The sequence below is a fragment of the Herbiconiux solani NBRC 106740 genome (genome assembly GCF_001571005.1).
Lineage (GTDB): Bacteria > Actinomycetota > Actinomycetes > Actinomycetales > Microbacteriaceae > Herbiconiux > Herbiconiux solani.
Map to the genome: position 1 here is coordinate 23,579 of NZ_BCST01000010.1, position 25,398 is coordinate 48,976.

The window sequence follows — 25,398 nt, forward strand, 5'->3', positions numbered from 1 at the left end:
GTTCGTTACATTAAGACCTCTTGTAACCTCATGTACTCGATGTATATGCTGTCGAAATCCCGCAATCACAAACCACTAGAAGAAGAAGGAGGCGCCGTGCGATCCAAACTCGTGCCCATAGCGATCACCACAGCAAGCCTTGTCATGCTCGGTCTGGCCGGATGCTCCACGGGCGGATCCTCGTCGTCCACCGACGCCGCCGGCGGCGACGTGACCCTCACGCTCGCCACCTGGCGTACCGAGGACACGGCGATGTGGGAGGACGAGATCCTCCCCGCGTTCGAATCGTCCCACCCCGGGATCACCGTCGACTACGCCCCCGTCGGCACCGACGACTACAACGCGGCCATCCAGTCGCAGATCGAGGGTGGCACCGGCGCCGACCTGATCATGTGCCGCCCGTTCGACGTCAACCGCGCCTGGATCGATGACGGCTACTTCGCCCCGCTCAAGGGCACCGACGCCGTCTCGCACTTCGACGAGACCGCCCTCGCGGCCTGGACCGACACCGACGGCAACCCGTTCTGCGTGCCGACCGCATCCGTGCTCGCCGGCTTCTACTACAACACCGCGATCTTCGACGAGCTGGGCCTCAAGGTACCGACCACCCAGGCCGAGCTGCTCGACGTGCTCGACACGATCAAGCAGAGTGGCAAGTACGAGCCCCTCGCCCTCGGCTCGGCCGACGGTTGGCAGCTCGCCTACAACGTGCTCTACAGCATGGGGCCGAACTACTGGAACGGCGAAGAGGGCCGGCTCGGGCTGATCGACGGCAGCCAGAAGCTCACCGATCCCGACTTCGTCGCCGCCTTCGACGCCTTCGACTCGCTGAAGCCGTACCTCCCGGCCGGCTACGAGTCCCTCACCTATGAGGACATGATGCAGCTGTTCACGCTGGGCAAGGCCGCGATCATCCCCGACGGCTCGTGGGACATCAGTGCCGCGACCGCCACGGGGCTGGATGTCGGCGTCTTCGGCGCTCCCGTCGCCAAGGCCGGCGACCAGCGGTACCAGCAGGAGATGCCCGACCAGGGCATCGGCATGAACGCCAAGACGGAGCACCAGGAGGCGGCGCAGCAGTTCCTCGACTGGCTCGCGACGCCGGAGTTCCAGAGCCTGTACGTCAACAAGCTGCCGGGATTCTTCGCCATGGGCGACGAGCCGGTAACCTACGACGACCCGCTGGCCCAGAAGTTCGCCGATCTGAAGACCGACGCGGAGCTCACGCCCCGCCTGGCCCTGGATCGCCTCAGTGCCGGGACGCCCCCGCTCGACGACGAGATCTGGGTCGCCCTGCAGAACATGTACAACTCCGACCTGAGCGCGAAGGATGCGACCGCCGAGCTCCAGGCGGGTCTGGACACCTGGTACAAGCCGGGTCAGTAGAACCCACCACCGTGCCGGGCGGCCGAGGTCGCCCGGCACGGCCCCTCCCGCCCTCGGTGCGCTCACCCGCACCGGCCCGAACCAAGAGAGTCAGATGAAGCGCACCGCCCGCTCCTACCGCAATCTGATCCTGTTCAGCGGCCCCGCCCTCGTGGTGTACGCCGGCTTCCTGGTCATCCCCCTGATCGCCTCGGTGGTCCTCAGCTTCTTCCAGTCCGGCAAGGGCACGTCGACCTTCGTCGGCTTCGGCAACTATGTCTACCTGTTCACGAATGGCTCGACCAGCGAGCGCTTCTGGAACGCGCTGGTCAACAACTTCGAGTTCTTCGGCGTGCACCTCCTGGTCGAACTGCCGATCGGCCTCCTGATGGCGGCGCTCCTGACCTCCTCGACGCTCCGCCGGTCGCGCGGCGTCTACCGCACGCTGCTGTTCATCCCGGCGACGCTGTCGGTGGTGATCGTCGGCTTCGTCTGGCGGCTCATCATCAACCCGCTCTGGGGCATCGTCGACTTCCCGCTGCTCGGCGACGAGAACACGGCTCTCCCGACGATCGCCCTGATGTCGGTCTGGGAGTACGTCGGCATCCCGATGATCTTCCTCTACACCGCCCTGATCGCCATCCCGGACGACATCCTCGAGGCGGCGAAGCTCGACGGCTCGAACGCCTGGTCGACCTTCTGGCGGGTGAAGTTCCCGCTGATCGCTCCGCAGTTCGGGCTGATCGCGATCCTCACCTACATCTGGACCTTCAACGGCTTCGACATCATCTACGCCCTGAACGGCTCGGCGCCCGGCCCGGACTACAGCACCGACATCCTCGGCACGCTGTTCTACCGCACCTTCTTCGGCTCCAGCGGCCAGGTGGCCGACCCCGACCTCGGCGCCACGGTGGCCTCGGTCGTGTTCTTCCTCATCCTGATCATCACGGCCCTCTACTTCTTCGTCGTGCAGCGCCGGCTGAAGAACTACGAACTCTAGGACCCGCTCATGACCTCTGCCACCACCGCCCGCAAGGCCAGGGCCGAAGGCCTCGGCCTCACCAAGCCCTCCCGGCGGGATCCCGGCGCCCTCGTGGTGCACGTGCTCCTGATCGTGTTCGTCGTGATCGCGATCGCCCCGATCCTCGTCGTGGTGATGAACTCGTTCAAGACCACGCCCGGCATCTTCAACGGGCCGTTCGCGCTGCCGACGGCCGAGACCTTCAACCTCGACGGCTGGGCGAACGTGTTCAAGCGCGGCAACTTCGCGCTCAACTACGGCAACAGCATCGTCGTCACCGTCGTCTCCACCGGCCTCACGCTCGTGCTCAGCACCTTCGCGGCGTTCGCGATCACCGAGTACAAGGTGAAGCTCGCCCCGGTGCTGGCCGGCTTCTTCATCATCGGGATCATGCTGCCGATCCGGCTGGGCACCGTGCCGATCCTCCAGACCATGGTCGCCTGGCACCTCGTCGACACGCTGACCGCGCTGATCCTGGTCTACACGGCGATGAGCCTGCCGCTCGCGATCGCGCTGATGGCCACCTACTTCCGGCGCGTGCCGACCGAGCTGAAGGAGGCGGCGAAGATCGACGGCGCCGGCGAGCTCCGCACCCTCTCGATCGTGCTGCCGCTCGTGCGGCCGGGTCTCGCGGCCGTCGCCTCGGTGACGATGCTGCCGATCTGGAACGACCTCTGGTTCCCGCTGATCCTCGCGCCCAGCAAGGAGAACCAGACGGTGACGCTCGGGGTGCAGCAGTTCGTCGGGCAGTTCCAGAGCGACTACCCGGCGCTGCTGGCGGCCCTCACCCTCGGGGCGCTGCCGCTGATCATCCTGTTCACCGTGTTCTCGCGGAACTTCATCCAGGGCCTCAGCCAGGGCTACGGCAAGTAGCGCCGCGCCGGCTTCGAGCGGGTGAACACCGTGCGGAGCCGGTAGCGGTCGCCGCTGTACTCGATCGTCGAGATGAGCACCGGCCGGTCGCGCGCGTCGACGGAGAGCTGCCTCATGACGAGGATCGGCCGGCCGGCGTCGATGCCGAGGTGGCCGGCGATCACCTCGTCGGCATCCCGCGCCTCGATCGTCGCCTCGGAGCGGGTGATGTCGGTGCCGCACTCGTCGAGCACGGCGTAGAGCGAGGCGGTCGTGAAGTCGATGTGATCGCCGCCCGGGATCAGGGCGGCGGGGAGCCGGGTGTGGTCGATCGCGATCGGCACGCCGTCGAGGCGGCGCACGCGGCCGAGGCGGAGGAGCGGGGTGCCCGGTGCGACGGCGAGCTCCTCGGCCTCGTCGAGGCTTGCGGGCGAGATCCGCTGATCGATCACGATGGAGTCCGAGACCAGCCCCATCCGGGCCGCCGTCTCGGTGAAGGACTCGAGGGAGTTCGGCCAGTCGCCGGCGGCCGGCTCGGCCTGGGCACCGGTCGCGACGTACCAGCCGCGGCCGTGCGAGGCGCTGAGCACGCCCTCCTCGACCAGCGACATCAGGGCCTTCCGCAGCGTGACGCGGCTGACGTTGAGGGTGAGGCAGAGCTCGCGCTCCGGGGGCAGGCGCATTCCTTCGAGGTAGTCGCCGGTCGCGATGTGCTCGCGCACATAATCGGCGGTCTGCGCCCAGAGCGGCTCGGCTTTGGAACTGTCGATCATCAGCACCCCAATCTCGAGCCAAGGGTATACCACCGGCGATACCACCAGACACATTGACGGGGTGTGGACTTTCTGGCGGGGTTCGTCGTATGCTCGTCTCGCGAGCGGGAAAGCGCTTTCCGCGGTGACTTGGATCTCTCGCATTCCGTTCCATCCCTCCTTCCAACCCCTTACTTCCCAGACTGGAGAGAGCATGTCGACGCAGACGCTCCGCATCATCATGAACGGCGTCACCGGGCGCATGGGCTACCGGCAGCACCTCGTGAGGTCGATCCTCGCGATCCGCGACGACGGGGGAGTGCTGCTCCCGAACGGCGACCGAATCCAGGTCGAGCCCATCCTCGTGGGGCGGAACGCCGAGAAGCTCGCCGAGCTCGCTGCCTTGCACGGCGTCGCCGAGTACACGACCGACCTCGCCGCCGCGCTCCGGGACGAGACGGCCACCATCTACTTCGACGCCCAGGTGACGAGCGCCCGCAAGGATGCGATCCTTCAGGCCATCGCCGCCGGCAAGCACATCTACACCGAGAAGCCGATCGCCAACACGGTCGCCGACGGTCTCGAGCTGGTGGCCGCCGCCGAAGAGGCCGGGATCATCAACGGGGTGGTGCACGACAAGCTCTACCTGCCCGGCCTGCAGAAGCTCAAGCGCCTGATCGACTCCGGCTTCTTCGGCCGCATCCTGAGCGTGCGGGGCGAGTTCGGCTACTGGGTCTTCGAGGGCGACTACCTCCCGGCCCAGCGCCCCAGCTGGAACTACCGCGCCGAGGACGGCGGGGGCATGACCCTCGACATGTACTGCCACTGGAACTACGTGCTCGAGAACCTGTTCGGCCGCGTCGAGGCCGTCAGCAGCAAGGCGGTCACCCACATCCACGAGCGCTGGGACGAGCAGGGCAACCGCTACGAGGCCACCGCCGACGACGCCGCCTACGGCACCTTCGAGCTCGCCGGCGACATCATCGCCCAGATCAACTCGAGCTGGGCGGTGCGGGTCGACCGCGGCGAGCTCGTCGAGTTCCAGGTCGACGGCACGCTCGGCTCGGCGGTCGCCGGCCTGTTCGGCTGCAAGGTGCAGCCGCGCGTCAACACCCCCAAGCCGGTCTGGAACCCCGACCTGCCGACCGATCAGGACTTCGGGTCGCAGTGGACGCAGATCCCCGACAACCAGGAGTTCTCGAACGGGTTCCGCGCCCAGTGGGAGCAGTTCCTCGCCGACGTCGTGGCCGGTCGTCCGCACGCCTACGACCTCGCGGCCGGCGTGCGGGGCCTCCAGCTGGTGGATGCCGCCCTGCAGTCCTCGGCCGAGGGCCGGCGGATCGAGATCGAGCAGGTGCGGGCGTGACGGGCGGAGCGGTGACGGCCGGTGCAGTGGCGACGGGTGCGGTGACGGCCGGAGCGGTGACGACCGGGGGCCGGGTGGTGATCCCGACCCGCGACGGACGGCGCGAGATCGAGCTGAACGAGCCCCGGGAGTGGGCGGAGCATCCCGAGCCCTACCGCTCGCGCGTGGCGTTCGCCGCGGCGCACGTGGTCGCCGACCCGCGCGGCGAGAACGTGCCTGGCGCCCCCGCGGTGATCGACTGGGATGCGACGCTGGGGTTCCGCGAGCACCTCTTCCGCTACGGCTTCGGGGTCGCCGAGGCGATGGACACGGCCCAGCGCAACATGGGGCTGGACTGGCCGGCCATCCAGGAGCTCGTCGCACGGAGTGCCGCACAGGCGGCCGCCGCCGGGGCGCGCATCGCCTCGGGCGCCGGCACCGACCAGCTGGCCGACGTGGCGCAGGCCGCCGCCGCGGGCACCACGGCCTCGCTCGACGCGGTGCTCGAGGCCTACCTCGAGCAGGTCGCGTTCGTCGAGGGCACCGGTTCGCAGGTCATCGTGATGGCCAGTCGCCACCTCGCCCGCGCCGCGGCCGGGCCCGACGACTACCTCGCCGTCTACGACCGCATCCTCGGCCAGGTCTCCGAGCCGGTGGTGCTGCACTGGCTCGGCGAGGCCTTCGACCCGAACCTCGCGGGGTACTGGGGCTCGTCCGACATCGGGGCCGCGACCGAGACGTTCCTCCAGCTCGTGCGGAGCCACGCGGCCAAGGTCGACGGGGTCAAGGTCTCGCTGCTCTCGGCCGACCACGAGATCGGCCTCCGGCGCCTGCTGCCCGAGGGCGTGCGGCTCTACACCGGGGACGACTTCAACTACCCCGAGCTCATCCGCGGCGACGACCAGGGCCACTCGGACGCCCTGCTCGGCGCCTTCGCGGCCATCGCGCCCGCGGCCTCGGCGGCCCTGTCGGCCCTGGACGACGGGGATCTCGCCCGGTACGACGCCGAGATGGCGCCGACGCTGGCGCTCTCGCGGCACATCTTCGAGGCGCCGACGTTCCACTACAAGGTCGGCGTCGCCTTCACGGCCTGGCTCACGGGCCGGCAGGAGGGCTTCCAGATGGTCGGCGGCCTGCAGTCGGCGCGCAGCCTGCCGCACCTGGCGCGCGTGTTCGAGCTGCTGAACGAGGCCCGGCTGCTGCCGGATCCCGAGCTCGCCGCCGACCGGCTCGACCTCCTCGCCCGCACGCTGGGAGCCGGGCGATGACCGAGCGGGACGTGCCGAGCGGCCTGACCGCGAGCATCCCGACACCGGAGAAGGGCGACCCGAGGCTCGCGCGCCTCTCGCTGAACCAGCGCACGACAGCGGAGTGGTCGCTGCGCGAGGCAATCGACGGCGCCGTCGCGGCCGGGCTGCCGGCGCTCGGCGTCTGGCGCGAGCCCCTCGCCGAGGTGGGGCTCGCCACGGCGGCCGAGTGGATCGCCGACTCGGGGCTGCGGGTCTCGACGATCTGCCGGGGCGGCTTCTTCACCGTGATCGACCCGGCCGCCCGCCGCCTCGCCCACGACGAGAACCTGCGGGCGATCGAGGAGGCGGCGACGCTCGGGGCGCCGACCCTCGTGCTCGTGCCCGGCGGTCTGCCCGAGGGCTCGAAGGACCTGGAGGGTGCGCGCTCGCGTGCCGTCGAGGCGATCGCCGCGCTGGCGCCCGAGGCGGCGGCCGCGGGGGTCGTGCTCGGTATCGAGCCGATGAACCCGATCTTCGCGGCCGACCGCGGCGTGGTCTCGACCCTGGGCCAGGCGCTCGACATCGCCCTGCAGTTCGCTCCCGAGGAGGTCGGCGTGATCGTCGACACCTTCCACCTCTGGTGGGAACCGGGGATCGAGGCGCAGATCGCGCGCGCCGGCGCGGCCGGGCGCATCCTCAGCTACCAGGTCTGCGACTGGATCACGCCGCTTCCGGCCGACACCCTGCTCTCGCGGGGCATGATGGGCGACGGCCACATCGACTTCCCGGCGTTCACCCGCGCGGTGGCGGCCGCGGGGTACGACGGCGACGTCGAGGTCGAGATCTTCAACGCCGAGGTGTGGGCGGCGCCGGGCGCCGAGGTCGTGGCCACGATGGCGCGGCGCTACGCCGAGCTCGTCGAGCCGTGGCTCTGAGCCGGCTCCCGGGCACGGCGCGGGGGCCGCAGGCATGAGGGTGCTCGTCGCGCCCGACTCCTTCAAGGGCTCGATCAGCGCAGCGGATGCCGCGGCGGCGATCGCGGCCGGCTGGCGCACGCGGCGGCCCGCCGACGAGGTGGTCGAGCTGCCGCTGGCCGACGGAGGAGAGGGCACGCTCGACGCGATCCGCGCGGCCCGTCCCGGTTCGGTGCTGCACGCCCTCGACGTCACGGGGCCCGACGGCCGCACGGTCGCCGCGAGCTGGCTCGAGATCCCCTCGCCGGAGGGGTCGATCGCCGTCGTGGAGTTCGCCGCGACCAGCGGGATCACCCTGCTCGACCGGCCGCTCCCGCTCGACGCGCAGAGCACCGGCTTCGGCGAGGCCGTCGCCGATGCGCTCGACCACGGGTGCCGGGTGCTGCTGCTGACGCTCGGGGGCAGCGGGTCCTCGGATGGCGGGCAGGGCATCCTGACTGCGCTCGGCGCCCGCCTGCTCGACGCGGGCGGCGAGCCGATCGCGCCGGGCAACCGTGGTCTCGATGCGCTCGACCGGATCGACGTCTCCGGGCTCCGGCGCCCGCCGGCCGGCACCGAGGTGATCGTGCTCTCGGACGTGACGAACCCGCTGCTCGGGCCCGAGGGGGCGATCGCCGTGTTCGGCGAGCAGAAGGGGGTCACGGCCTCGGTCGCCACCGCCGCCGAGGCGAATCTCGCCCGCTACGCCCGGATGCTCGGGGACGTGCTGCCGGTGGATCCGGCGACTCCCGGGGCCGGGGCGGCCGGCGGGGCCGGGTTCGGGCTGCTGGCCTGGGGCGCGTCGCTCGTCTCGGGGGCCCGGCACGTGGGGGAGGTGATCGGCCTGCCTGCGGCGGTCTCGGGCGTCTCGCTCGTGATCACCGGGGAGGGGCGGTACGACGCCCAGTCGGAGGGCGGCAAGGCGACCGGCTCGCTGCGGGCGCTCGCCGCCGGGCTCGGCGTGCCCTGTGCGCTCGTGGCCGGCCAGATCGCCGGCGCCTCGGGGTCGGGTGCCTTCGTCGACCAGGTCTCGCTCACCGACGCCGCCGGCTCGTCCGAGGCGGCGCTCCGCGAGCCCGCCCGCTGGCTCACCACGGCGGGGGAGCGCCTGGCCGACCGGTTCGGCGCGGGCTGAGCGGGCCCTGGCGCCGGGGTTAGCGGGTTAACGGTCACCAGTCAGGGGTCAGCGGGTCAGCGCGGCGGCGTGCTGTCGCGCAGGATGACCTCGGCTGCGACCGAGCCGCCCGGCGCATCCGCCTCGGTGAGCGCGGTCTCGAGCGCCACCCGGCCGAGGAGGTGCAGCGGCAGCCGCACGGTGCTGAGCGACGGACTCACGTCCTGCAGCATCGTGATGTCGTCGAAGCCCGCGACCCCGATGTCGGCGCCGGGCCGGAGGCCCCGCGACCGGATGGCCGCCATCGCGCCGACCGCCATCATGTCGGTGACCGCGAAGACGCACTCGGGGCGGGCGCCCGCATCCAGCAGCTCGGCCATGGCCGCGTATCCGCCGTCGCGCGTGAACTCCCCGTACCGCACGCCGCCTTCGGGCGGAGCCACCCCGGCGTCGGCGAGCCCGGCGAGGAATCCGGTCGCCCGGCGGTGCGGGGTGTCGAGGTCGGGTGCCCCGCCGAGCACGGCGAACGAGGAGTAGCCGATCCCGGCCAGTGCGACCGCGAGTGCCCGAGCGCTGGCGGCGTTGTCGACCGCGACGGTTCCGGATGGGCGGCCCTCGACGTCGGCGACGATCGCGGTGCCCCCTCCGGCCGAGCGGTAGGCGGCGAGGTCGGCGGCGACCCCGTCGTCGTCGAGCCCTTCCCGAGGACGGCTGTTGGCCAGCACGATGGCGCGTGGGCGCTGGGAGCGCAGCAGGCCGACGATCTCCCGTTCGCTCCGGCCGCTGGCTGAGATGGCCGACATGGTCACGACCAGGCCCCGCTCGGCGGCCGCGGCGATCACGCCCGAGGCGATGCCGGCGAAGTACGGGTCGGCGATGTCGCCGAGCACGAGGCCGACGCCGGCGCTGAGGCCTCTCGCCATCTCCTGGGCCCGCGCATCCACGACGTAGCCCAGCCGGTCGGCGGCGGCGCGCACCTGGGTGACGAGCTCGGGAGTGACCGTGCGCTCGCTGCCGTTGAGGGCGCGAGAGGCGGTGGCGAGCGAGACCCCGGCCGCGGCGGCGACGTCGCTCAGAGTGACCCGGGAGGGCGTCTTCACCGGCCACCTCCGCTCCTCGACCACCGCAGCCAGGCTAGCCCATGCCCCGCTCCCGGGCGGGTCGCCGAGAGACCGGGGCTGGGCCGTGAGGTGCCCCCGCCCCACCCGTCCGTACCGGGGCGGGGCGGGGGCACCCGTGACTCAGCGGATCGCGCGACGGCGTGCCCCGGCCCGGCCGGCCGCCAGCAGCAGCACTCCGCCCGAGATCAGCGTGCCGAGACCCCACGGGGCGACGTCGCCGGGCGAAGCGCCCGTCGCCGCCAGTGCGGGCGCGGCCGCCGGCACCGGGGCCGGAGCCGGCGCGGGAGCAGGCGCAGGAGTCGGAGCGGGCGCCGGTGCCGCGAGCACGGTGGCGTCGCCGCCCACTGCCAGCACGGTCGCCGAGCCGTCGGCGCCGAGCTGCACGGTCGCGCTCATCGCCGCGGCCAGGTCGAGCCGCTGCCACGAGCCCTCGCCCGAGGCCGAGCGGTCCAGCGGGTAGCCGGAGTCGATCTGGGTCTGGGCGAGCACCGCGGTGCGCTGGGCGTCGGTGAGGGTGGGGAAGGTGGTCAGCAGCAGGTTCTCCGCCCCGGCCGGTACCGCGGGCGCGAGGCCCGGGGTGCCCACCTGCGGGAACGCGTAGGTCAACCGCTCGTCGTAGACCGCGACCGCTGAGGCCCGGTCGGTCACGACCTGCGCGGTTCCGCCCGGCATGGCCGCTCCGCCGTAAGGGTCGGCCTGGTAGGGCGTGCCCGCGGCGATGCAGACGACCAGGGTCGCCCCGCACTGCTGCTCGAGGTAGCCGGTCAGCTCGCTGCGGGCGGGCTCGAGCACCTCGGTGCGGTACTGCGCGTCCGACCACCGGGCGGCGAGGGCCGCCTCGCCGTTGATCCGCCCTCCGACGATGTCGAGCGGCGAGTGCACGCCGATCACCAGCCGGTTGTTGCCGTTCTCCGATGCGCGGGACAAGATCTCCGGCGCGAGCTCCGGCAGCAGGGTCGCCAGCGTGATCCCGGCCTGGTAGGCCGTTGTGGTGTGGCCGCTCGGGAAGGCGCCGGCCGTGCAGATACCGGCATCGGCGTACCCGCCGCTCAGCGCGACGTCGTTCGGGGAGTAGGCGTGTGTGGTGTCCACGACATCCGGGATCCGGACGATCTCGAGCGTGCCCACGGCATCGGCGTACGGCTTGCCGATCCGGTTGGCCTGCAGCGGGGAGGCGTTGGTCACGGCCGGGTCGCACTCGGGGTCGTCGCCCGGGATCGGCGCGGCGTCCGCGTCACTGGAGATGTAGGGCCGGGGATAGCTGTAGGCCTGTTTGGCCGGATCGGGGCTGACGTAGGCGCCGCTCGTACCGTCCTCGCTGTTGATCAGCGCATCCATCAGCGGCAGGGAGCCGTTCTGGCGGCCCTCGGAGTAAAGGGGCCCGAGCACCGAGCCGAGGCCGGTGGCGATCGTCACGGACTGGTCGTAGGTCAGGCCGTCCTGCTGGTACTCCGAGTCCTGCAGTGCCTTGAACTGCTGCTCCGGGGTGGCGTTGTTGTTGATCCAGGTGACGAGCTCGTCGTTCCGGGCCAGCACGGCCGGGTCGACCACGGTGCCGTGAAGGTCCTTCAGGCCGTCGGACTGCCAGAAGTCGCTGAACCCGCTGAGCAGCGGCACGAGATCGGGTGGCGTCGAGTCGCTCGGGTAGGGAGCGGCCGCGGAGGCGGCGGTGGGGACGGACAGGGCCGTGACGGTGGCCGCGACGACCGCGACCAGGGTGATGCGCCGGAGCCGGCGGGTGTTCGACTGCACTTTCGACTGCACTGCAGACCTCGCAAGACGGTTCGATCGGGTCGTCGTGAGGGGTACCCGGCGTCGGTGCCGGCTCCGTCTCATTATCCCGCCGCATCCGGATCCCGCACCCCCGGTGCCGTGCCGGCCCGGCCGGACTAGCATCGGCCGCAACGATTCACAGAGGAGTGGACCCATGACCGATCACCCGTACTTCGCCCTCGAGCTGCTCTACCTGGGTCTGCTCGGGCTCGCCTCGGTGGGGATCGTCTGGGTGTCGGCGATCGTCATCCTGCGCCTGTTCCGCGGCCAGCGCTGAGCCGCTCCGCGCCGCGCGGTCACCGCGCAGGCACCTCGTAGTCACCTTGCAGGCAGCTCGCAGCCCTCTCCGGGTGGTCCGGCCCGACGGCCGACCTGATCAGAGAATCGTCCACATCCTCAGTTCGATAGTCCTCCGCGGGTTCCGCGCGGCACCGTAGCTTGGGGGGAGCGCTCACGTCCATCGGCGAGCGGGCATCCCCTCCGGCACCCCCGCCGGCAATCAATGAAGATAGGAACGCGGATGAAGATCAACACAGCACGCAGCCCGTGGAAGCGGGCCGCCGCGGCGGGTGTCGCGGCCGTCGCTCTCCTGGCGCTCAGCGCCTGCACCTCGGGCATGGAGACCGGGGGAGGCGCCGCCTCCGGCGCCCCGGCCGGCCCCAAGGACGGAGCGCTCACCATCGCCCTCCTGCAGAAGCAGGGCGACCAGCAGTACTTCATCGACGAGGCCGACGGAGCCAAGGAGGCGGCCGAGGCCGCCGGCGACGTCACCATCAACGTCGTCGACCTGGGCACCGACTCGAACAAGGCGATCTCCGAGGTCGAGGCCGCGATCGCGCAGCAGGTCGACGGCATCATCATCGTCGTGCCCGACCAGCAGATCGGCCCGCAGGTGATCCAGCTCGCCAACGACGCCGGCATCCCGATCATGGCCGCCGACGACACGATCCAGGACAGCACCGGCCAGGCCGCGCCGTTCTCCGGATTCGACGGAACCTCCATGGGCGAGAAGGTCGGCGCCGAAGCGGCCCGCCTCTACCAGGCCGCCGGCTGGAGCCCCGCCGACACCCGCATCCTCTCCGCCTACAAGGAGGACCTCTCGGTCTGCCAGCAGCGGGTCGACGGCGCGAAGAGCGCCTTCACCCAGGCCGTCCCCGGCGGCCCCGAGATCATCAACGTGGGCACCGACAACTCGGCGACGGATGCGCAGGACAAGGCGGGCGCCATCATCACGGCGAACGCGGGCGTCAAGCACTGGGTCGTCTGGGGCTGCAACGACGAGAACGAGACCGGCGTCGTCACGGCGCTGCAGAACTCCGGCGTCTCCGCCTCCGACATCGTGGGTGTGGGCCTCGGCGCGTACCTGACCTGCAAGGACTGGAAGGCCGGCCAGGACACGGGCAACAAGGCCGCCCTGTTCATCTCGGGCATCGAGGTCGGCAAGGCCGCGGTCGGCTCGATGATCGACCTGCTGCGTAACGGCACCGCCCTTCCGCCCCAGTCGATCGCGAATACCGAGATCGTGGATTCGTCCAACTGGGAGTCCGAAGGCGTCGTCTGCACCTAGGCACTGAGGGCGGGGGCGGCCGTTCCCCGAGAACAGCCGCCCCCGCTCCCACGCCCCGATCGGCCTTGCGCCGATCACCCGATCACGACCGCGATCACCCGATCACGACCACGATCACCCTCTCGACCCCGATCACGACGAGGACAGGCAATGTCGCAGGACCCTCAGCACCCCACCGATCCGATCGCGCTCCGCGCCACCGGCATCACCAAGAACTTCGGCCCCGTCCGCGCCCTCAAGGGCGTCGAGCTCGAGCTGCGCGCCGGCGAGGTGACCGCGCTGATGGGCGAGAACGGCGCCGGCAAGTCCACCCTCCTCAAGATCCTCAACGGCGACTACCGTCCCGACGACGGCGAGCTGATCATCGACGGCCGGCCCGTGGTCTTCACCGACCCGGCCGACGCCCGTGCCGCGGGCCTCCGGGTCATCGCCCAGGAGCCGGAGATCATCGCGGCCGTCTCGGTGGCCGAGAACATCTTCGTCGGCAACCTCGGCACCGTCGGCTTCAACCGCCGGGCCCTCCTCCGCCGCACCCGGGAGGAGCTGAAGCGCTGGGGCTTCGACCGCGTGATCCGCGCCGAGGCGCTCGGCTCCTCGCTCTCCCCGGCCCAGCGCCAGATCGTCGAGATCATGCGCGCGGTCGTCAGCCGGCCCCGGATCATCTGCTTCGACGAGCCGACCTCCTCGCTCGGCGACGACGAGGTGGGCCTGCTGTTCGCCCTCATCCGCCAGCTGCAGACCGAGGGCATCGCCATCGCCTACGTCTCGCACCGGATGGCCGAGATCTTCCGGCTCGCCGACCGCATCACCGTGCTCAGGGACGGCGCCTTCGTCGGCACGAAGCGGGTCGACGAGACCAGCCACGAAGAGCTGGTGCGGATGATGGTGGGCCGCGACCTGAGCCAGTTCTTCCACCGCGACCCGGCTCCGCTCGGCGACACCGTGCTCGAGCTCCGCGGGGTCGGCAACCAGTTCGTCGACGGCATCGACCTCACGGTGCGTGCCGGCGAGGTGGTCGGCATCGCGGGTCTCGTGGGCGCCGGCCGCAGCGAGCTGATGAAGACCATCGCGGGCGACTACACGGTCACCTCGGGCGAGATCGTGATCTCGGGGCAGGCCCGCCGCATCCGTCAACCGGCCGACAGCATCCGCGCCGGCATCGGCTTCGCGCCCGAGGAGCGGAAGGCCGAGGCCCTCCTCCTCCAGCGCTCGGTGCGCGACAACGCCGCGCTCGTCGTGCTGAAGTCGGTCTCGCGCTGGATCTTCGTCGACAACCGGGCCGAGCGGGCGCTCGCGCAGGAATATGTCACGCGCTTGCGCATCCGCACCCCGTCGACCGAACAGCTCGTCGGCAACCTCTCCGGCGGCAACCAGCAGAAGGTCGTGCTGGCCCGCTGGCTCGCGACCAAACCGAAACTCCTCCTGCTGGACGAGCCCACCCGCGGCATCGACGTCGGAGCCAAGTCGGAGATCTACGCGATCATCGACGAACTCGCCCACCAGGGCGTGGCGGTCGTCGTCGTCTCCAGCGAACTGCCCGAGGTGCTCGGCGTCTCGGACCGCATCTACGTCATGGCGGGCGGCCGCATCGCGGGCGAACTGCCGCGGGCGGATGCCACAGAAGAACGAATCCTGGCCCTCGCGATGGACGACGAGGTCCTCGCATGAGCTCCACCACCCGAAAGGACATCCCCGTGACCACGACCGGAACCGCCGCGAGCACCTCGCCGGCCGCATCCTCGGCGACCCCGCCCCAGGGCGAGCAGGAGCACGACCGCGTGTCGCCGTTCAAGCGGGTCGTCTCCGCGATCGGCGTGCAGAACATCTCGCTCATCATCGCGATCGCCCTCGTGGTCGCGATCATCGGCATCCAGAACCCGCTGTTCTTCACCGTGCCGAACCTCAAGGTGATCGGCACGGCGATCGCGATCGTCGGGCTGCTGGCCGTGGTGCAGACGATCGTGATCATCCTCGGCGCGCTCGACATCTCGGTCGGCTCGATCGCCGGACTCACCTCGGTGGCCTCGGCGATGATCTTCACCGCCACCTCCTCGGCCGCCCTCGGCGTGCTCGGCGCGGTCGCGATCGGCGTGGCCTGTGGGCTCGTGAACGGCTGCATCATCGTCTTCGGCCGGGTCAACCCGGTGATCGCGACGCTCGCCACGCTCGCCGCCTTCAAGGGCATCGCTCAGCTGATCTCCGACGGCCGCGCCCAGGGCTACACCGGTGCCGACCCGTTCTTCGTCTTCCTCGCCCGCGGAACCCTGCTCGGCATCCCGACCCTGATCTGGGTGCTGATCGTGGTGGCGGTGCTCGCCCACGTGGTGCTGCGCTACACGACCATCGGCCGCAACATCTACGCGGTCGGCGGCAACAACATCGCCTCGCGCCTGGGTGGCATCAACATCAACCGCTACATCATCGGCGTCTACATGGTCACGGGCGCGGTCGCCGCGATCGCCGGTGTGCTGATCACCGCCCGCACGGGATCCGGCCAGCCGATCTCGGGCTCCGAGGGCCTCGAGCTGCAGGCCATCACGGCCGCGGCCCTGGGCGGCGCGGCCCTCAAGGGCGGCAAGGGCGCGATCGCCGGAACCATCCTCGCGGTGATCCTGCTCGGCGTGCTGACCAACGGCATGACCCTGATCGGGGTGAACACCTTCTGGCAGAACGTCGCCCAGGGCACGCTGCTCGTGGTCGCGGTCGTCATCCAGCAGCTGCGGTCGGGCGAGCGCCGCATCGGCATCCCCGGCTAGCGGTCAGCCCTTGTGCTGCGAGCGGTAGGCCGAGGGGTTCACGCCGTGCAGACGGCGGAACTGGCGGGAGAAGTAGAGCGGATCCGCGTACCCCACCGCGGTCGCCACATCGCTGATCGGCAGCGACGTGGTGTCCAGCAGGGTGCGGGCGCGGCCCATCTTGAGCGACGTGTGGAAGGCCGCGGGCCCTCCGCCCGTGGCATTGCGGAAGAGAGCACTCAGATGAGACGGGGACATCCCCACGATGGCGGCGAGCTCGGTGACCTTGATGTTGCCCTCGACGCGGGCCTCGAGGTAGCGCATGGCGCGCTCGAGCGACGAACCGGAGGCGGGCAGGATGCTGTCGGCCGCCAGCCGGCTGAGCAGGTGCCAGGCGATGCCGGATGCCGCCAGCAGGTGGATCGGCGAGATCCGTCCCTCCAGCGCGGTGACGAGCTCGTCGAAGAGCGCGGCGACGCGGTCGATCGAGCGGAGCCGGGTCACCGGATGCTGGTCGCCGAGCACCGAGCCGATCAGCTCGCCGACATCGGCGCCGCGGACGTGCAGCCACCAGATCGTCCATGGGTCGTCGTCGTCGGCGGCGTAGTCGTGCGCAGTGCCCGGCGGGATGACCGCGCACGAGGACGCGGTGACCGGATGCACCTGACCGTCGACGGTCACGGTCCCGCTCCCCGACACGCACAGGATCACGATCGTCTCGGCGGCGCCTTTGGCCCGCAGGCGGCGGTGGTGCTCGGCCGCCGGGAAGTAGCCGGCGTCGGTCACGAGCAGCTGACGGGTGCCCGGCCGCTGGGCCGCGGCCTCGACCTGCGGGCGCGGAACCACGCACAGGCGCTGGTTCGGGAACCCGTCCTTCCGATAGTGCGGGGTGGACTCCGTCGTCGTTTCGTACATGCTCTCCCTCAGTCACACCCTACCGAACGGGGCCGAAATGTCCGCTGAACCGATGACCGCCGTGCAGGACGACGAGAAGATCGTGCTGCCCGAGGCTCCCGAGGCGTTGCGAGCCGACCTCGAGGCCGGCCGGCCCGTCGCCTGGAGCGAGCCCCTCCGCATCCGCACCTACGACGCCGGCGCCCCGAGCGCCTACCCGATGTACCTCGACCACCGGGTCTACCAGGGCTCCAGCGGCAAGGTCTACCCGATCCCGTTCGTCGACCACGTCTCGGACGAGGGGCGGATGCGCGACTGGGAGGCCATCCACCTCGAGAACGCCTATCTGCGACTGGTGATCCTGCCCGAGCTCGGCGGGCGCATCCACATCGGCTACGACAAGACCACCTCGTACGACTTCTTCTACCGCAACAACGTGATCAAGCCGGCCCTGGTCGGGCTCGCGGGGCCCTGGATCAGCGGCGGCGTCGAGTTCAACTGGCCGCAGCACCACCGCCCGGCCACCTACCTGCCGGTGTCGACGTCGATCGAGCAGGGCGACGACGGCTCGGTGACGGTGTGGTGCGCCGATCACGACCCGTTCGCGCGGATGGCGGCCCAGCACGGCATCCGGCTGCGGCCGGACAGCAGCGTGATCGAGCTGGTCGTGCGGCTGCACAACCGCACCTCGGAACGGCAGAGCTTCCTCTGGTGGGCGAACGTGGCGGCCCTCGTGCACGACGACTACCAGTCCTTCTTCCCGGAGGACGTGCGCTACGTGGCCGACCACGCCCGGCGCGCGATCACGGCCTTCCCGGCAGCCGACCGGCCCTACTACGGCGTCGACTACCCGGCGCTCGCCGAGGCGGCACCCGAGGCCGATCCGCCGGCCGACAGGATCGACTTCTACCGCAACATCCCGGTGCCGACCTCGTACATGGTCGTCGACTCGCAGCAGGACTTCTTCGGCGGCTACGACCATGCCGCAGGTGCCGGCTTCGTGCACTGGGCCGAGCGACGGCTCTCGCCGGGCAAGAAGCAGTGGACCTGGGGCGACTCGCCGTTCGGCCACGCCTGGGACGACCAGTTGACCGACGGCGACGGGCCCTACATCGAGCTGATGGCCGGCGTCTACACCGACAACCAGCCCGACTTCACCTGGCTGCTGCCGGGGGAGACCAAGGTGTTCAGCCAGTACTGGTTCCCGATCCCCGCGATCGGGGCGGCCCACCAAGCGACTCCGGATGCCGCGGTGCACGTGTCGCGGGACGCCGCACCCGGTGCTGCCGCCGGTGTTGCCGATGGTGCGGGTGCCGGCGGCTTCTTCGAGGCGTCCTTCGCGGTGACCTCGCCCCGGCCTCGCGCCGTGCTGCGGCTGCTCGACGGCGACACCGTCGTGGCGTCGCGGACGGCCGACCTGGTGCCGGGACGGCCGGAGACGATCACCGGGACGCTTCCCGCCCGGGCCCAGCTCGACGGGGCCCAGCTCGCCGGATCGCTGCCGGAGGGCGGTCGCCCCGCCGCCGAGCTGCTCGACGAGAACGGCCGGCTGCTCGTGCGCTGGGAGCCGAGCGACGCGGCCGAGGATGAGCCCTGGGTGGCCGAGGAGCCGCCGGCGCCCGCCGACATCGACTCGGTCGAGGAGCTCTACCTGACCGGGCTGCACCTCAGCCAGTACCGGCATCCGACCCGCTCGCCCCTGGCCTACTGGGGCGAGGCGCTCGTCCGCGATCCGGGCGACGTGCGCACCAACCTCGCGCTGGCCGACCACGACTACCGGCAGGGCCGTTACCGCGAGGCGCTCGACCGGGTCGAGCTCGCCCTCACCCGCCTCACGCGCCGTAACGCCAACCCGCCCGATGCCGAGGCCTTCTACCTGGCCGGCCTCGTCCTGCGCCGGCTGGGCCGCGACGAGGAGGCCGAACGGCAGTTCGGCAAAGCCGGCTGGGACGGCGCCTGGGCCGCGGCGGCCGGCTACGAGCTCGCCGCCTCGCTCGGCCGGCGAGGTCGCACGCGCTCCGCGCTCCGCGTGCTCGAGACCCTCGAGGGCGTGGTCGGGGCCGACAGCCGGCGCACGGCACTGCACGCGATCCTGCTCCGTCGCTCGGGCCGGGCCAGTGAGGCCGACCGGATGCTCGACGCCGGCCTGGAGATCGAACCGCTGAACCCGACGCTCAGGATGCTCGCCGGCCGGTCTGCGGACATCGCCGATGCTCAGCTCGTAGACGCCCAGGTCGCCGACGCCGGCATCCTGCTCGACGTCGGCCTCGACCTGCGCGCCGCCGGAGCCTTCGAGCAGGCGCTGGACGTCATCGGCCTCGCCGCCGCCGCGCCCGCCACCCCGGCCGGAAACCTCGCCCCGATCGCGCACTACACGGCCGCCGAGCTCCGCGACCGCCTCGGCGATCCGGCGGGCGCGGCCGCCGAGCGCTCGGCCGCACAGCGCGCCGACCTCACCTGGGCCTTCCCCTACGGGCTCGACGCCCTGGATGCGCTGGAGACCTCGATCGCCGCCGACCCGCAGGATGCGGTGGCGCGGTTCCTCCGCGGCATGCTGCTCTACGCGCACGGCCGCCGGCGCGAGGCGCTCGCTGACTGGGACGAGGCCATCGCGCTCGGGCTGTCGCATCCGGTGCTCTTCCGGAACGCGGGGCTCGCCGCGTACACGATCGCGCACGAGGACGACCTCGCGTGGCGGCGCTACGAGCAGGCCGTCGCGGTGGCGCCGAGGGATGCGCGGCTGCTCTACGAGCAGGACCAGCTGGCGAGCGCGCTCGGCCGGTCCCCGCGCGAGCGCTGCGACCGGCTCGCGCCGCTCGAAGACCTCGTGCTCACCCGCGACGACTTCACGATCGAGTACGTCGGGCTGCTGGTCGCCGAGGGTGCGGCGGCGAAGGCCCTCACGATTCTCTCGACCCGCTCCTTCCACCCCTGGGAGGGCGGCGAGGGGCGGGCGATCGCGGCCTGGGACGCGGTGCACGAGGCCCTCGGGCTGCCGCTCACGGATCCGCCGGCCACCCTCGGTGAGGCGCGGCCGCGGTACACGCCGCCGGCCGCGGTGCGGGAGGACGGCGTGACCGACTACTTCGCCACGAGCCTGCCCGAGCTGCTCCTGTTCTTCCGGGAGGAGGGGGAGGCGTGAGCGACGGGGCGGACAGCTCGGGGCGCCCGGAAGGCACGGATCGCACGCCGGTCTCGGGAGCCGGGTGGAGCATCCGTGCCGGTGGCTACACGGCCGAGATCGCGAGCGTGGGCGCGAGCCTTCGCGCGCTGCGGATGGATGCCGGCAGCGCCGGCGGCACCGGTGCCGGCCCGGCCCGCGACCTGATCGTGCCCTTCGACGCCGACGAGCTGCGGCCCGCGCTCCGGGGCGGCGTGCTCGCCCCCTGGCCCAACCGGCTCGCCGACGGCCGCTACCGGTTCGGCGGCGAGGAGCACCAGCTGCCGATCACCGAACCCGAGCTCCGCACGGCGGCCCACGGGCTCGTGACCTGGCTCGACTTCGCACCGGTGGATGCACAGGACGACCGGCTCGTGCTGTCGGCCCGCATCCAGCCCCAGCCCGGCTACCCCTGGCGGGTGCGGGTCGACGTCGAGTTCGCGGTCTCGGCCGAGGGCTTCACGCAGCGGATCACGGCGACCAACGAGAGCGCGACCCCCGCCCCGTTCGGCGCGGGGGCGCATCCGTACCTGGTGGCGGGGGAGCCCGTGCCCGGTGCGGTGGACGACTGGGTGCTCGAGCTGCCCGCCTCCGAGGTGCTGCGGGTGACGGCCGACCGCCTGCTGCCCGACGGGGTCGTGCCGGTCGACGGGCACAACCGGCGCGACGACGGGCCTGGCGGTGGGCGCGCCGACGGCGCCTTCGACTTCCGGCGTCCCCGGCTGATCGAGGAGACCGAACTGAACAACGCCTTCACGGCCCTCGCGCCCGACCGCGACGGAGTCGTCACCGCCCGCCTCACCGGCCCGGACGGCCACGGCGTCGAGGCGCGCTGGCCGGTGTCGGAGGCCCCGTGGGTTCAGCTCTACACGGCGGATGCGGGACCCGCCGAGACCCGTCGGCACGCGCTCGCCCTCGAACCGATGACCTGCCCGCCGGACGCGTTCAACTCGGGGGTCGACCTGCTCGTGCTCGAGCCGGGCGGCTCGGTGCGGTTGGAGTGGATGCTGCGCGCGGTGTGAGCGGCAGGCCAGACGCCGGTGCAGGCCCGGTCTCGCGCCGCGGCCCGCTCACTCAGCGACGGTGACGTCGAGCCCCTCGGCCCGCAGCCGCGCGAGCTCGGCCTCGAACGTCGGGCGGCCCTCGTCGGGCGCCGCGGTGACGAGCTGCTCGAAGCGGTCGAGGGCTCCGATCACCCCGAGACTCGTGCGCCCCAGCTTCGACGGGTCGGCGACGACGACGGCCCGGTCGGCGGCGGCCAGCATGGCGCGCTTCAGCTCGGTCTCGGGCAGGTTGACGTTCGTGACGCCCGCCGCCGCATCCACACCGGTGCAGCCGATGAAGGCGAGATCGGCGCGGATGCCCGTCAGCAGCATCGACGCATAGGGCGCGACCAGCGAGTGCTGCAGCGGGCGCAGGGTGCCGCCGGTGACCACGACCGTGAAGCGCGGGATGGCCGGTTCGAGCGCCAGGGCGATCGACAGACCGTTGGTGATCACCACGACGTCCTCCAGCCCGTCCTCCTCGGCCCGGCGAAGCAGTGCGTCGGCCACCGCGGCGGTGGTGGTGCCCACGTCGAGCAGCACGCTCGAGCCGCTCTCGACCAGGGCGGCGGCCGCGCGGCCGATCCGCTGCTTCTGGTCGGCAGAGGATTCGCGGGCCAGTTCGAACGGGGGCTCGCTACGATCGGCGAGGCCGCGGAGCATCGCCCCGCCGTGCACTCGGTCGAGCACGCCGTCGCGCTCGAGGGCCGCGAGGTCGCTCCGCACCGTGACCTCCGAGACGCCGAGCTCGCGGCTGAGCACCGCCACACGGGCGAAGCCGGTGGCCGACACGAGCTCGATCAGGCGGACCCGCCGGGCAGCGGCCGGCGCAGCAGGCACGGCAGTCGCAGCGGGCACGGTAGTAACGGCGGTGGGCTGCGGCACGGATCCGTCCATGGCTCGAGCTTACAGAAGTGAAAGCGGATGCGCGGCTTGACTTTCGTTTTCATAAGTGCCGTAATCGAGGGGTGCAGATCCTCACCGGCGGCGTCGTCAAGCGCGCCACCACGCTCTCCGACGGCCGCGAACTCGTCTACTACGACGACGCTGACACCCTCCTCCCGCCCGAGCGCGCCGCCGACGCGCGGCCGCCGCAGCCCCGCCCGCCCGTGGCCGAGATGCGGCAGGACGCGCTGACCGGCGAGTGGATCTCGATCGCCGTGGCACGCCAGAACCGCGTGATGCTCCCGCCGAAGCACCTCGACCCGCTCGCGCCGTCGACCCCGGGCAACCTCACCGAGGTGCCGAGCGACTACGACGTCGCGGTGTTCGAGAACAAGTCGCCCTCGTTCGGCCCCGACCTGGCCTCGCCGGGGAGCGACCCGGCAGACCAGCTCGGGATGCTCCGCCGCGTCGGCCTCGGCCGCGTCACCCCCTCGATCGGCCGCTGCGAGGTCGTCTGCTTCAGCCCCGCCACCGAGGGATCGCTCGCCGGGCTGCCCGTCGGCCGGGTGCGGACCGTGATCGAGGCCTGGGCCGACCGCACGGCCGCTCTCTCGGCGCTGCCCGGGGTGCAGCAGGTGTTCCCGTTCGAGAACCGGGGCGAGGCGATCGGTGTGACGCTGCACCACCCGCACGGCCAGATCTACGCCTACCCCTACGTCACGCCCCGCACCGAGAAGCTGATCTCGTCGATCGAGCGCTACGGGCCGACGTTGTTCGCCGACATCCTCGACTCCGAGCGGGGATCGGACCGCGTGCTGATCGCCGGCCGCCACTTCACCGCCTTCGTGCCCTTCGCCGCGCGCTGGCCGATCGAGGTGCACCTGCTGCCGCACCGCCAGGTCGCCGACTTCGCCGGCACCACGCCCGAGGAGCGCGACGAGCTCGCCGTGATCTACCGCCGACTGCTCCGCGGGCTCGACGCGCTCTACGACACCCCGACGCCCTATATCGCGGCCTGGCACCAGGCACCGGTGCACGAGCATCGCGACGACATCCGGCTGATGCTGCAGATCACCTCGCCCCGCAGGGCCGCCGACCGCATGAAGTACCTCGCCGGCTCGGAGTCGGCGATGGGCGCCTTCATCGGCGACGTCCCGCCGGAGGTCTCGGCGGGACTGCTCCGCGAGGCGCTCGCCCGCGCGGATGCGGACACCCCGGTGCCCACCGCGACGACCGCGACCGCGAACACCACGATCACTACCACCACCACTCAGGAGACCCGAGCATGACCGCCACCGACGCCGAGAGCGCCCTCGCCCGCGAGGCCGCCGAGGGCTTCGCCGCCCTCTACGGCCGCGCGCCCGAATCCCTCTGGTCGGCACCCGGCCGAGTGAACCTGATCGGCGAGCACACCGACTACAACGACGGCTTCGTGCTCCCCTTCGCGATCGACCGGCACACGGTGATGGCCGCGGCGCCCCGCACCGACCGCCGCATCCGGGTGGCGAGCGCGTCGGCGCCGGCTGCTGCCGCTGACAGCTCCGGGGCCGAAGCCGAAGCCGAAGCCCAGGCCCGAACCGCCGTCGACGTCGACGTCGACGTCGACGTCGTCGAGTTCGCGATCGACGACCTGGCCCCCGACGCCCTCGACGGCTGGTCGGCCTACCCCCTCGGGGTCGTCTGGGCCGCCGGCCGCCACGGCGCCGACCTCGCCGCGGTGCACGGCCTCGACCTCTACCTGGTCTCGGACATCCCGATCGGCGCCGGCCTGTCCTCCTCCGCCGCCATCGAGTCGGTGGTCGCGATCGCGATCGACGAGCTCTGGGGCCTCGGGTACGACCGCGGCACCCTGGCCACGATCGGGCGCCAGGCCGAGAACGAGGCCGTCGGCGCCCCCACCGGGATCATGGATCAGTCGGCCGTGCTGCTCGGCGAGGCCGGCTCGGCGGTGCTGCTGGACTGCCGGTCGCTCGCGACCGAGGCGGTGCCCTTGGGTCTGGACGACCAGGACCTCACCATCGTCGTCACCGACACCCGCGTCTCCCACGCCCACGCGACCGGGGGCTACGCGGCGAGGCGTGCCTCCTGCGAACTCGGGGCGCGCCTGCTCGGGGTCCCCTCGCTCCGCGACGTCGAGGTCGGCGACCTCGGGCGGGCCGAGTCCCTGATGGACGACGAGACCTTCCGTCGTGTCCGCCACATCGTGACCGAGAACGCCCGGGTGCTCGAACTCGTGGCCCGGCTGCGTGACCAGGGCCCGGGTGCGATCGGCGACCTGCTGGATGCCTCCCACACCTCGATGCGCGACGACTTCGAGATCTCGGTGCCCGAGCTCGACCTCGCCGTCGAGACCGCGCGGCTGGCCGGAGCGATCGGGTCGCGGATGACGGGCGGGGGATTCGGCGGCTCGTCGATCGCCCTGATCCGCCGCGACAAGGTCGACGCCCTCCGCGCGGCGCAGCTCGAGGCCTTCGAACGGGGCGGCTACCGCGCGCCGGTAGTGTTCGAGGTGACACCGTCGCAGGGGGCCGAGCGGATCGAACCGGCCGCTTCACCCCGCGCCGAGACCCCCCTCGCGGGGACGGAGGAGGCACGATGACCTGGCTCGTGACCGGAGGCGCCGGTTACATCGGCGCCCACGTGGTCGAGGCGCTCACAGAGGCGGGGATGCCCGCCGTCGTGCTCGACGACCTGTCCAGCGGGCACGCGGGCTTCGTGCCCGAATCGGTGCCGTTCGTGCGGGGCAGCATCCTCGACGGCGAACTGGTCGCCCGCGCACTCGACGAGCACGCGGTCACCGGGGTCATCCACGTCGCCGGCTACAAGTACGCCGGGGTCTCGGTCACCCGCCCGCTGCACACCTACGAGCAGAACGTCACGGGCACCGCGGTGCTGCTCGAGCGGATGCAGTCGGCCGGCGTCGACCGGGTCGTCTTCTCGTCGAGCGCGGCCGTCTACGGCACGCCGGACACCCTGCTCGTGACCGAGGAGACCCCGAAGGCCCCCGAGTCGCCCTACGGCGAGTCGAAGCTGGTCGGCGAGTGGCTGCTGCGCGACCAGGCCACGGCCGCCGGGCTGCACGCGACGGCCCTCCGCTACTTCAACGTGGTCGGCTCGGGGTCGCCGAGACTGTTCGACTCGAGCCCGCACAACCTGTTCCCGCTGGTTTTCGACGCCCTGAGCGAGGGCCGGGTGCCGAGGATCAACGGCGACGACTACGACACCCCCGACGGCACCTGCGTGCGCGACTACATCCACGTCGCCGACCTCGCACTGGCCCACGTGGCCGCGGCGAAGCGCCTCGAGGTGGGGGACGAGCTCCTCCCGGCCTACAACCTCGGCAGCGGCGAGGGCGTCTCGGTGCGGCAGATCATGGACACGGTGGCCGAGGTCACCGGCATCGCCTTCGTCCCGGAGATCGGCCCGCGCCGCCCCGGCGACCCGGCCCGCATCGTCGCTTCGGGCGAGCTCGCCGCACGCGACCTCGACTGGCGGATGCGGCACGACCTCCGCGAGATGGTCGCGTCGGCCTGGGCGGCCCACCAGGCCGCCTCCCGTGGCTGAGAAGAGCGCAGAGCTGACGCCTGCG

The 25,398-nt window shown here is 71.7% G+C and carries 21 protein-coding genes; 16 read left to right on the forward strand and 5 right to left on the reverse strand.

Going from position 1 to position 25,398, the window contains the following annotated elements:
* Positions 1-96: 96 nt before the first annotated feature.
* The 3 genes from HSO01S_RS16435 (at position 97) to HSO01S_RS16445 (ending at position 3,259) form a co-directional block, all read left to right on the forward strand.
* Positions 97-1,386: an ABC transporter substrate-binding protein gene (locus HSO01S_RS16435; RefSeq protein WP_169799999.1), complete on the forward strand. Its 1,290-nt coding sequence runs from the start codon at positions 97-99 to the stop codon at positions 1,384-1,386.
* A gap of 94 nt (positions 1,387-1,480) precedes the next feature.
* Entirely contained in the window at positions 1,481-2,365 is an 885-nt protein-coding gene (locus HSO01S_RS16440) for a carbohydrate ABC transporter permease (RefSeq protein ID WP_066043407.1), read from the forward strand.
* Between the two features lie 9 nt (positions 2,366-2,374).
* Positions 2,375-3,259, forward strand: coding sequence for a carbohydrate ABC transporter permease (locus HSO01S_RS16445; protein ID WP_084361772.1), 885 nt, complete (start codon positions 2,375-2,377; stop codon positions 3,257-3,259).
* Here the strand turns inward: HSO01S_RS16445 and HSO01S_RS16450 are convergent.
* The gene (locus HSO01S_RS16450; protein ID WP_066043467.1) at positions 3,247-4,011 is read right to left on the reverse strand and encodes a GntR family transcriptional regulator; all 765 of its coding nucleotides are present in this window, start codon (positions 4,009-4,011) and stop codon (positions 3,247-3,249) included. The genes HSO01S_RS16445 and HSO01S_RS16450 overlap by 13 nt on opposite strands.
* Before the next feature lie 193 nt (positions 4,012-4,204).
* On the opposite strand from HSO01S_RS16450, the gene HSO01S_RS16455 reads away from it, so the two are divergent.
* The 4 genes from HSO01S_RS16455 (at position 4,205) to HSO01S_RS16470 (ending at position 8,652) form a co-directional block, all read left to right on the forward strand.
* A complete protein-coding gene (locus HSO01S_RS16455; protein WP_066043408.1) occupies positions 4,205-5,356 on the forward strand; it encodes a Gfo/Idh/MocA family protein in 1,152 nt (383 codons plus the stop codon).
* Positions 5,357-5,430: 74 nt separating this feature from the next.
* A complete protein-coding gene (locus HSO01S_RS16460) occupies positions 5,431-6,603 on the forward strand; it encodes a DUF993 family protein (protein WP_218003833.1) in 1,173 nt (390 codons plus the stop codon).
* On the forward strand, positions 6,600-7,499 hold the full coding sequence (locus HSO01S_RS16465; protein ID WP_066043409.1) for a sugar phosphate isomerase/epimerase family protein: 900 nt from the start codon (positions 6,600-6,602) through the stop codon (positions 7,497-7,499). Before HSO01S_RS16460 ends, HSO01S_RS16465 begins: the two co-directional genes overlap by 4 nt.
* A 34-nt stretch (positions 7,500-7,533) precedes the next feature.
* Positions 7,534-8,652: a glycerate kinase gene (locus tag HSO01S_RS16470; protein ID WP_066043410.1), complete on the forward strand. Its 1,119-nt coding sequence runs from the start codon at positions 7,534-7,536 to the stop codon at positions 8,650-8,652.
* A gap of 56 nt (positions 8,653-8,708) precedes the next feature.
* Here the strand turns inward: HSO01S_RS16470 and HSO01S_RS16475 are convergent, their stop codons facing one another.
* Both HSO01S_RS16475 and HSO01S_RS16480 read right to left on the reverse strand, forming a co-directional pair.
* Positions 8,709-9,731 carry a LacI family DNA-binding transcriptional regulator gene (locus HSO01S_RS16475; RefSeq protein WP_066043411.1) on the reverse strand — a complete coding sequence of 341 codons (1,023 nt, stop codon included), beginning with the start codon at positions 9,729-9,731 and terminating at the stop codon, positions 8,709-8,711.
* Positions 9,732-9,872: 141 nt separating this feature from the next.
* Positions 9,873-11,516 (reverse strand): phosphatase PAP2 family protein, encoded by a 1,644-nt coding sequence (locus HSO01S_RS16480; RefSeq protein WP_218003829.1) that lies wholly within the window; start codon positions 11,514-11,516, stop codon positions 9,873-9,875.
* A 163-nt stretch (positions 11,517-11,679) separates the two neighbouring features.
* Here HSO01S_RS16480 and HSO01S_RS19655 point away from each other — a divergent pair, with 163 nt between their 5' ends.
* The 4 genes from HSO01S_RS19655 (at position 11,680) to HSO01S_RS16495 (ending at position 15,848) form a co-directional block, all read left to right on the forward strand.
* Positions 11,680-11,802 (forward strand): hypothetical protein, encoded by a 123-nt coding sequence (locus tag HSO01S_RS19655; RefSeq protein ID WP_281177835.1) that lies wholly within the window; start codon positions 11,680-11,682, stop codon positions 11,800-11,802.
* Positions 11,803-12,045: 243 nt separating this feature from the next.
* Complete coding sequence (locus HSO01S_RS16485) at positions 12,046-13,092, forward strand: substrate-binding domain-containing protein (protein WP_066043412.1); 1,047 nt, start codon at positions 12,046-12,048, stop codon at positions 13,090-13,092.
* Positions 13,093-13,242: 150 nt separating this feature from the next.
* Entirely contained in the window at positions 13,243-14,760 is a 1,518-nt protein-coding gene (locus tag HSO01S_RS16490; protein ID WP_066043413.1) for a sugar ABC transporter ATP-binding protein, read from the forward strand.
* The gene (locus HSO01S_RS16495) at positions 14,757-15,848 is read left to right on the forward strand and encodes an ABC transporter permease (protein WP_066043414.1); all 1,092 of its coding nucleotides are present in this window, start codon (positions 14,757-14,759) and stop codon (positions 15,846-15,848) included. The genes HSO01S_RS16490 and HSO01S_RS16495 overlap by 4 nt, the downstream gene beginning before the upstream one ends.
* A gap of 3 nt (positions 15,849-15,851) precedes the next feature.
* On the opposite strand, the gene HSO01S_RS16500 is transcribed toward HSO01S_RS16495, so the two are convergent.
* Positions 15,852-16,742, reverse strand: a complete 891-nt coding sequence (locus tag HSO01S_RS16500; protein ID WP_066043415.1) for an AraC family transcriptional regulator — start codon at positions 16,740-16,742, stop codon at positions 15,852-15,854.
* Between the two features lie 37 nt (positions 16,743-16,779).
* Between HSO01S_RS16500 and HSO01S_RS19345 the strand changes: the two genes are divergently transcribed.
* Together HSO01S_RS19345 and HSO01S_RS16510 are read left to right on the forward strand one after the other, a co-directional pair.
* On the forward strand, positions 16,780-19,863 hold the full coding sequence (locus HSO01S_RS19345; RefSeq protein ID WP_157079126.1) for a DUF5107 domain-containing protein: 3,084 nt from the start codon (positions 16,780-16,782) through the stop codon (positions 19,861-19,863).
* On the forward strand, positions 19,860-20,903 hold the full coding sequence (locus HSO01S_RS16510) for an aldose 1-epimerase family protein (protein ID WP_066043417.1): 1,044 nt from the start codon (positions 19,860-19,862) through the stop codon (positions 20,901-20,903). Before HSO01S_RS19345 ends, HSO01S_RS16510 begins: the two co-directional genes overlap by 4 nt.
* A 48-nt stretch (positions 20,904-20,951) precedes the next feature.
* On the opposite strand, the gene HSO01S_RS16515 is transcribed toward HSO01S_RS16510, so the two are convergent.
* Positions 20,952-21,821 carry a DeoR/GlpR family DNA-binding transcription regulator gene (locus HSO01S_RS16515; RefSeq protein ID WP_084361775.1) on the reverse strand — a complete coding sequence of 290 codons (870 nt, stop codon included), beginning with the start codon at positions 21,819-21,821 and terminating at the stop codon, positions 20,952-20,954.
* A gap of 71 nt (positions 21,822-21,892) precedes the next feature.
* On the opposite strand from HSO01S_RS16515, the gene galT reads away from it, so the two are divergent.
* From galT to galE, 3 genes are read left to right on the forward strand one after another with little or no spacing between them, the layout of a single operon-like run.
* A complete protein-coding gene (gene galT, locus HSO01S_RS16520) occupies positions 21,893-23,098 on the forward strand; it encodes a galactose-1-phosphate uridylyltransferase (RefSeq protein ID WP_169800000.1) in 1,206 nt (401 codons plus the stop codon).
* Positions 23,095-24,408 (forward strand): galactokinase, encoded by a 1,314-nt coding sequence (gene galK, locus HSO01S_RS16525; protein WP_066043418.1) that lies wholly within the window; start codon positions 23,095-23,097, stop codon positions 24,406-24,408. The genes galT and galK overlap by 4 nt, the downstream gene beginning before the upstream one ends.
* The gene (gene galE, locus HSO01S_RS16530) at positions 24,405-25,373 is read left to right on the forward strand and encodes a UDP-glucose 4-epimerase GalE (protein WP_066043419.1); all 969 of its coding nucleotides are present in this window, start codon (positions 24,405-24,407) and stop codon (positions 25,371-25,373) included. The genes galK and galE overlap by 4 nt, the downstream gene beginning before the upstream one ends.
* Positions 25,374-25,398: the final 25 nt, after the last annotated feature.

Coding starts and splice junctions, on each gene's coding strand:
- HSO01S_RS16440 (WP_066043407.1), top strand. CDS start 1,481: ATGAAGCGCACCGCCCGCTCCTACCGCAATCTGATCCTGTTCAGCGGC.
- HSO01S_RS16445 (WP_084361772.1), top strand. CDS start 2,375: ATGACCTCTGCCACCACCGCCCGCAAGGCCAGGGCCGAAGGCCTCGGC.
- HSO01S_RS16450 (WP_066043467.1), bottom strand. CDS start 4,011: ATGATCGACAGTTCCAAAGCCGAGCCGCTCTGGGCGCAGACCGCCGAT.
- HSO01S_RS16455 (WP_066043408.1), top strand. CDS start 4,205: ATGTCGACGCAGACGCTCCGCATCATCATGAACGGCGTCACCGGGCGC.
- HSO01S_RS16465 (WP_066043409.1), top strand. CDS start 6,600: ATGACCGAGCGGGACGTGCCGAGCGGCCTGACCGCGAGCATCCCGACA.
- HSO01S_RS16470 (WP_066043410.1), top strand. CDS start 7,534: ATGAGGGTGCTCGTCGCGCCCGACTCCTTCAAGGGCTCGATCAGCGCA.
- HSO01S_RS19655 (WP_281177835.1), top strand. CDS start 11,680: ATGACCGATCACCCGTACTTCGCCCTCGAGCTGCTCTACCTGGGTCTG.
- HSO01S_RS16485 (WP_066043412.1), top strand. CDS start 12,046: ATGAAGATCAACACAGCACGCAGCCCGTGGAAGCGGGCCGCCGCGGCG.
- HSO01S_RS16490 (WP_066043413.1), top strand. CDS start 13,243: ATGTCGCAGGACCCTCAGCACCCCACCGATCCGATCGCGCTCCGCGCC.
- HSO01S_RS16495 (WP_066043414.1), top strand. CDS start 14,757: ATGAGCTCCACCACCCGAAAGGACATCCCCGTGACCACGACCGGAACC.
- HSO01S_RS16500 (WP_066043415.1), bottom strand. CDS start 16,742: ATGTACGAAACGACGACGGAGTCCACCCCGCACTATCGGAAGGACGGG.
- HSO01S_RS19345 (WP_157079126.1), top strand. CDS start 16,780: ATGTCCGCTGAACCGATGACCGCCGTGCAGGACGACGAGAAGATCGTG.
- HSO01S_RS16515 (WP_084361775.1), bottom strand. CDS start 21,821: ATGGACGGATCCGTGCCGCAGCCCACCGCCGTTACTACCGTGCCCGCT.
- galK (WP_066043418.1), top strand. CDS start 23,095: ATGACCGCCACCGACGCCGAGAGCGCCCTCGCCCGCGAGGCCGCCGAG.
- galE (WP_066043419.1), top strand. CDS start 24,405: ATGACCTGGCTCGTGACCGGAGGCGCCGGTTACATCGGCGCCCACGTG.